This is a genomic window from Salegentibacter sp. 24 (assembly GCF_004362395.1).
Lineage (GTDB): Bacteria > Bacteroidota > Bacteroidia > Flavobacteriales > Flavobacteriaceae > Salegentibacter.
Map to the genome: position 1 here is coordinate 188,976 of NZ_SNWE01000006.1, position 6,876 is coordinate 195,851.

Below are 6,876 nucleotides of genomic sequence, written 5' to 3' on the forward strand. Positions count from 1 at the left end.
TTAGCGTGATTTGACTTCGACAATGATGTTAAATCGGTTACCTAAATGAAAGGCAATGAAAACAAAACCCACTTTTCGTATTCTCTTTTGGCTGAATATGGCCAAGAAAAAAGACACCCTAGCACCTATTTATGCCAGGGTAACTGTCAATGGCCGTCGGGCAGAAATTAGTTTAAGACGACAATGTGACCCAGAATCCTGGGATGATCGCGCTCACAGATTAAAAGGAAGAAACCTCGAAGCCACTACCTTAAATAATTATCTCGACGCTAAATACTCAAAATTATTACAGTGTTACGAAGATCTGCTTAAAGAAAACGGGGTTATCACAGCCCAGGCCATCAAATCCCGTTTCCTGGGCGCGGATACAACTTTTAAAACCCTTCAGGAAATTCTTGAGCATCATAAAACCACTATGAACGATGTACTTAAGCCAGGAACCCTAAAAAATTACGGGGCTACAGAAAAGTATTTGCTTGGTTACCTTTCCCGCGAGCATAAAACCACAAATATTTATCTGAAAAATATAGACTATCAATTTGTTACCGGTTTTGATAAGTTTCTAAGAAGAAAGAAAGATAAAAATGGTAAAAAACAATTGAGCAATAATGGAATAATGAAACACATGGAGCGGTTTAAGAAGCTCACCAATTTAGCCATTAAACTTGGGTGGCTGGAAAAAGATCCGTTTCGGGATTATAAAATGAAGTTTGAGAAATTTGATCGTGCTTATTTGAGCCAAAGAGAACTAAATTATATTGAGGAGACCCGATTCACACGGAAAACCCTGGAGATCACCAAAAATATTTTTCTTTTTTCCTGCTATACTGGTTTGTGTTATGGGGATTTAAAGAATCTTACCCGGGATAACCTGATTAAAGGTGTGAATGGTAAGGACTGGATCTATAGCAGACGAGAGAAAAGCAATGAACCGATAAAAGTACCGCTCCTGGAAAAAGCCCGAAGTATTTTGCATACATATGAAAACCCAATTTCAGAATTCCTATTACCGGTGTATAGCAACCAAAAAACAAATACTTACTTAAAGGAAATTGCAGGCCAGTGTAAGATTCCTAAAAAGCTCAGTTTTCACGTGGCAAGACATACCTTTGCTACAACGGTCACCCTATCCAATGGAGTGCCCATAGAAACCGTTTCCAAGCTCCTGGGGCATTCTAAATTGTCTACTACGCAAATCTATGCCAGAGTGATAGATCAAAAGATTGGAGAAGATATGGATTTGCTTCAGTCTAAACTCTCCTAGGTGTATTGATTAAAAAGTTTTAATAAAATAAGTTACCATCTTACCAAAACGGCCGTAAAGTCCTATACATTCAGAAGAAAAGCTAGGGTAAGATCTTTTTTCCTCAAGTTACCAATCTTACCTTAGGGGTAACATGGTAAGATTAGGAAAATAAGAGGTTTTGTGTGGAAAGGTCTATGAATATTGGCCTGGGTAAGATGGTAGGATGTTTTTACTTTTTTGAAGGGAAAACTATATCTGAGCAAAAACGATGAAAAGAAGCCAGAGTGGTGCTGTCCTCCAACCCTGGGTTTATAAATGCTGCCTTAAGATTAAGATCAATCTGGTCTATTCTATGGAAATTGCAACTAAAGAAAAAAAGCCTTCCATTGAACTAATTAATTTTGGAGCATAAGCGCTAAATAATTTTTGAGAAGAGATGGTGATATACAATTAGCACTTATACTTTAAGGCAATTTGGTCTATAGTTTCGAACTGATTATTAGTGAGTTTTAGAAAACTCCAGGAACTTTTCGACCATACTGTTTTTAAGCCTTGTTTTAGCATAATGGTTACTATTTTAATGATTAGTGGCTACTCTCTTCGTGATTTTACAGCATCTTCCAGCGGGGTATATCCACCAGGGTGGATATATGTCGAGTTTTTAAAATATGTAAAACTCTTATAATCAGTAGTTTGGATATTACGGGAGTCAAATGACATCGCTCTGCGTGTCATCGTCTTGCTTACTCCCCCTTTACTTTCATATGAACTATTCAAAAAAAAATTAGCCTGTATTCTTACTGAAATTTTAGGAGTTAGAATACAACATAAGAATCACCTAATTAATTTAACGGTATGTTTGTTAACAATTTGACGCAACCAATCGCGAAAAGATACATCTATAAAATAGAGTCATTAATTTTAAAAGCTCAGTAGCTACAATAAAATCAATATTCTTATTAATAACCGTTACTCAATAGCTTATGAAAAAAATACTACATATAACATTTTTACTACTTCAAATTACCGTTCATTCACAGAATAATTCGCAATGGAGCATCGGCATTGAATTTTCTACAGATAATTTATCATTTTCAGGTGATGGTGACAGAAACGATTATATTGTAACTGACGGAAATATTAATGGATATGCAGTTGAATTTGATAAAAAAAATTACAGTTTTGGAATTTCCGCTGATTACTTTATTCAAGAAAATTTTGGGTTGTCCTCTGGAATTTTGTACGCGAATAAAGATCTAATCGGAACCTACAGTTGTGCAACTTGCGATTATTCAGGTTCTTTTCTAATATCCGTGTCAGAAACGTTAAAACAAAGGTTTTTAACTATTCCCATATCAATCACTTATAGTTTTTTAAAAGGAAAATTAAAACCAATTGTTGAAGGTGGATTAAAAAACAATTTTGAAATAGCAAATGACTTAGATACAATAAGTAAAGGATATTTTTTAGAAGCATTTATTGGTGCTTCAATCTATTATGAATTTATTAAAAATTTGGAAGGAGGGATAGGCTATAATTATCAGGCCGCAATAAGTGATTTATATAAAACTGATGAATTTAATCTAAGAACAAATAGTTTCTATCTCAGAATAAATTATCTCTTTAATTAAAGCTTAATAAATGGGAAATAATGATATTATCCATAGTTTAAAATACTTTATCAGATGAAAAAAAAATTATCCCGATAGTATCCATTATAATCAGCACAATTATATTTAGTTGCACCAGGAATGATAATGAAAAAGAAAATATTTTTAAGAGTATTGAAGGAACAGTACAGGGAACTACTTCTTGTACCACAGAGAAAGAAGATCTAGCATATGAAATAATACCTAGTAATTCTGATATTACCGTAAGTTTTATAATAACCGCGACTTTGCCTGAAGAACTTAAGGAAGAGGGATTAAGAATAAAATTTGATATGAAACCTTCAAGCAAAGATATTAACTACTGTACGGCCAATTTCACTCTCGATCATTTCTATGAAGTTTTTAACGCTACAATATTGAATGATTATCAATAATTGTTATGTTCTAACAACTTAGTGGTCTTTGGTTTTAAGCTGTAACAGATCTGTTTTCTACTTAAAAAGGATAGAAAAGTAGAAGATTTAGAAGTTGTTTAATAGAATATTTTGCCCTAATTTTATTTTTCTAATAGAAAATTAAATCATTCTCAAAGTTACCTATTCGGTTACCTGAAGGAAAGAAAATAAAGAAAAGTACTGCATTTACTGGTATTAAGGGAGCATAAAATAAAGGCTGCCACCCCGACTTCAACAAGTTATTTTTGTTAAACAACAATTAAAAGGTAATTATATGTGTTTCATATAGATACCTTTTTTTTGCTAAAAATCTAACAAGAGACCTTAAATCTTAATGGATCATCCTGATTATGGGAAAATTACTAAATAACTTTATATAATTAATTTTAAATTTTTCATTATTTTAGGAGTAGAATGACCTTTGACTATTTATATTCTTGATACTAAAAGGTTTCCGCTTGATCATTTTCTCGAAAAAAATGAACGATTATAAAAAAATCGTTTGAAATCCTAGATAATGGAAACATCTAAAAAATGGGAGAATATCCGCAATATTTGCATCATAAAAATGCTTGCAAAATTAGGACACTATCCCATTAAGACAACGGAAAAAGCAGCATGGTTTCTGAGTCCTCTAAGGTCAGAAACGACGGCTTCCTTTAATGTTTCCTTACATAAAAACTTATGGTATGATTTCGGATTAGGTAAAGGAGGCTCAGCTATAGATCTTATGATGAATATCAAATCATGCAATGCAAAAGAAGCTTTTGAATTTCTAAAGGAGGACCTTATTTCTTTTACTTTTAGCCCACCTAGTAATTTTCAACCCAAAAATGATATTATCCAAATTATCACCATAGATTTAATAAAAAACCCCTCCCTCCTAAACTATTTAAAATCCAGAAAAATTCCATTAAACATAGCGAGAAATTACTGTTACCAAGTTTGGTATGAAATAAGAGAGAAAAATTATTTTGCAATTGGCCTCCAAAATAATAAGGGAGGTTGGGAACTGCGTAATAAATACTTTAAGGGCTCCAGTCGCCCAAAAAGTTATTCAATAATAAAGAGAGCTGCTAAGCAATTAATAATAATGGAAGGAATGTTTGATTTTCTTTCTTTGGCATTTATTAACAAAGATTTGGTGCAAAAATCAGATATAATCATTTTGAATTCCTTGGGATTTATCCATAAAATTAAATCACTTATACCCCATTATAATATGGTTTTAATTTATTTAGATAATGATCCTGCCGGAAAAAAAGCAACAAGTTCCCTTTTAAATCTTTATAATAATATTACGGATTGCAGTGATTTATATAGGGATTACCCGGATTTAAATGAAAAATTAAAAAAGGAAAATTATTAAAAAATACGAAGAATTCTGATATAAAAATTGCCATGATTATTTGGCTATAGAAAAAAATATGAAAAATTTAATTGAAAATTTTCAATTGGCTAAAGTGTGAAATAAGCCATTGATTTATCTAATTATAAAAACTATAAAATAACGAGAATGCTTCACAGGTAGTATAGATAGCCTTCTTTTTCAAGAGCCTTTCTCCTAGTCAAATTCATTGGACTTATTTTTCCGATTTAAAATATTTAATGGGATTATCTCACGTTTAATTATTTTTCCTAGATGGATAAATTCCTTAGGTTATCCGGAAATGAAAAATCCGCCAAAAAATTAATTTTGACGGATTTTTATAAAGGTTGTTACTATTAATTACCAAGTATCATAATAAACAGTATAAGTATCGTACTCACTTTCATCCCATAATCCATCTTCATCTTCATCCCAGTTTCCGAAAATACCTTCATCCCATTCTTCGTTGTCTATTAACTCATCGTCATTAGCATCAAAGTCATTAAACCACTCTGAATCGTCCCAACCTTGAAACCATTCATCTGAACTTAGAAATCCATCTTCGTCACTGTCAAATAAATCGAAATCCTCTTCAGTTGCATAATCTCCATATAAGTTGTTATAGCCTTCATTCCATTCGTCTTCACTAAGAAGATCGTCATCATCTGAATCTACCCAACCATATGAAGTATCATAAAATTCATCATCATTAAGAAAACTATCGCCATCGGTATCCCAATTTGTCCAGTCTTCCTCGTAAGCGTCTCCGAACTCATCTGAATCCCAAAGGCCATCATCGTTTAAATCATTATCTGTGAAGTCATTCTCTACAACTTCATTTTCAACCATTTCGTTCTCCTCTTCTAGAACTTCATTATCTGCTTCTTTGTTATTTTTACAGGACGTAAATGAAGTGCTAACTGTAAATAAGAGTGCGAATAATAAAATAAATTTTTTCATAATAGTATTTTTTAAAGTTTGGTCTATGCAAAATTATGGAATCTCCAGCCTCACTAAAATATTTACTCCTAAACTTTTCCTAATTAAAAATTAAAGGCATTTACCGTATAAGAAGTACTTTAATTCATTTAATTGGCTAAATAGAAGTTTATTTTGTAGCCGATTTTTTCAGATCTAATATTTATAATTACAGTGGCAGGAAAGCTTTGCATTGACAAAAAACTAAATCTCTCTTCTTTTTAATGAATCTTGCCTTTTTGAAGGAAAAAATGTTCCTTTCGACTTAAAATATTTTCTTCTAGCAATCATTGATCTTTAAAAAAACCAGAAATAAAATTATCACAACAAATTCGTACTACGCTTATTTATTGACCTTTATCCTTAATTACAACCAAAAAATTAAGTTTTGTTATTCAGTCACACAAACGGTCTAATTTTATTAAATACTATTAGCTATATCGAAAAAAACCAAAAATTTTAATCGCCACATTGGTATAAATTAAAGAGTAATTTCACATCTAAACTATAGCCTGAATTTTACATGATTAAGTAATTATTGGTTTAATTATTTTTACCTAGAATCGATATGCATTATTACCTCATTGGAAAGATTCAATTGTTAAATTTTGATATTTTAATCAATTTTTTATATAAATATTTAACTTTTATATCTTGAATTGTCATTGCTAATACTCTGAAACGAATTAATCAAAAAGAATAAATATCACATAAATGGGAACGAATCCATTAGCTAAAGCTTAATGGGTTTCGGGTTTCAACGCCTTTGCCATAAGATCAGGGTATTATTTGAGCTCCACTACCGTTAGCGGTAAGCCCACGCCCGATTATTTTTAATCTTTCTTCAAAATATTGTTCGCTGAATTTCCATCACTATCTAAGTGATCTCCATTCTTGCAGGTCCATGATCCTAATGGGCTTGATCTTGCGCTTTTCTCTCCTTGAGAAAATGGTTGTAAACATACCGGCTACAACTAAAATGCTTATCTAGCAAAACCGTTCTTATATTAGTTTTATTCAAATGACTTCCTAGGTACGGTCTTCAAGCTCTTAAAAGTGTTTGAATTTATTCAAAGTAATAATTTTTAGTAAAAGTTTACCTCCTCGGGTAAAATACTTTCACTGATCATCCCCCAAAAATTAGGACAGTAAGTTAAGTTCAAAAATAACCTTAATTTTACTGTATTATGACACGAAGAAAATTCACATCCAAGTTTA

6 protein-coding genes are annotated in these 6,876 nt (G+C 31.7%); 4 read left to right on the top strand and 2 right to left on the bottom strand.

Annotated elements, in window-relative coordinates:
* The first annotated feature begins 55 nt into the window (after positions 1-55).
* The 4 genes from DET49_RS06270 (at position 56) to DET49_RS06280 (ending at position 4,680) form a co-directional block, all read left to right on the top strand.
* Entirely contained in the window at positions 56-1,264 is a 1,209-nt protein-coding gene (locus tag DET49_RS06270) for a site-specific integrase (protein WP_133547237.1), read from the top strand.
* Positions 1,265-1,514: 250 nt separating this feature from the next.
* The gene (locus DET49_RS18435) at positions 1,515-1,658 is read left to right on the top strand and encodes a hypothetical protein (RefSeq protein ID WP_166636549.1); all 144 of its coding nucleotides are present in this window, start codon (positions 1,515-1,517) and stop codon (positions 1,656-1,658) included.
* 571 nt (positions 1,659-2,229) lie between these two features.
* Entirely contained in the window at positions 2,230-2,877 is a 648-nt protein-coding gene (locus DET49_RS06275; RefSeq protein ID WP_133547238.1) for an outer membrane beta-barrel protein, read from the top strand.
* Between the two features lie 951 nt (positions 2,878-3,828).
* Positions 3,829-4,680, top strand: coding sequence for a toprim domain-containing protein (locus DET49_RS06280; protein WP_133547239.1), 852 nt, complete (start codon positions 3,829-3,831; stop codon positions 4,678-4,680).
* Between the two features lie 360 nt (positions 4,681-5,040).
* Here the strand turns inward: DET49_RS06280 and DET49_RS06285 are convergent, their stop codons facing one another.
* Positions 5,041-5,640, bottom strand: coding sequence for a hypothetical protein (locus DET49_RS06285; RefSeq protein WP_133547240.1), 600 nt, complete (start codon positions 5,638-5,640; stop codon positions 5,041-5,043).
* A 928-nt stretch (positions 5,641-6,568) separates the two neighbouring features.
* Positions 6,569-6,679: a helix-turn-helix domain-containing protein gene (locus tag DET49_RS18915; protein ID WP_133547241.1), complete on the bottom strand. Its 111-nt coding sequence runs from the start codon at positions 6,677-6,679 to the stop codon at positions 6,569-6,571.
* Between the last annotated feature and the right edge of the window lie 197 nt (positions 6,680-6,876).

Bases quoted from the DNA above. Each gene is read 5' to 3' on its own strand.
- DET49_RS06280 (WP_133547239.1), top strand. From the start codon at position 3,829: ATGGAAACATCTAAAAAATGGGAGAATATCCGCAATATTTGCATCATA.
- DET49_RS06285 (WP_133547240.1), bottom strand. From the start codon at position 5,640: ATGAAAAAATTTATTTTATTATTCGCACTCTTATTTACAGTTAGCACT.
- DET49_RS06270 (WP_133547237.1), top strand. From the start codon at position 56: ATGAAAACAAAACCCACTTTTCGTATTCTCTTTTGGCTGAATATGGCC.
- DET49_RS18435 (WP_166636549.1), top strand. From the start codon at position 1,515: ATGAAAAGAAGCCAGAGTGGTGCTGTCCTCCAACCCTGGGTTTATAAA.
- DET49_RS06275 (WP_133547238.1), top strand. From the start codon at position 2,230: ATGAAAAAAATACTACATATAACATTTTTACTACTTCAAATTACCGTT.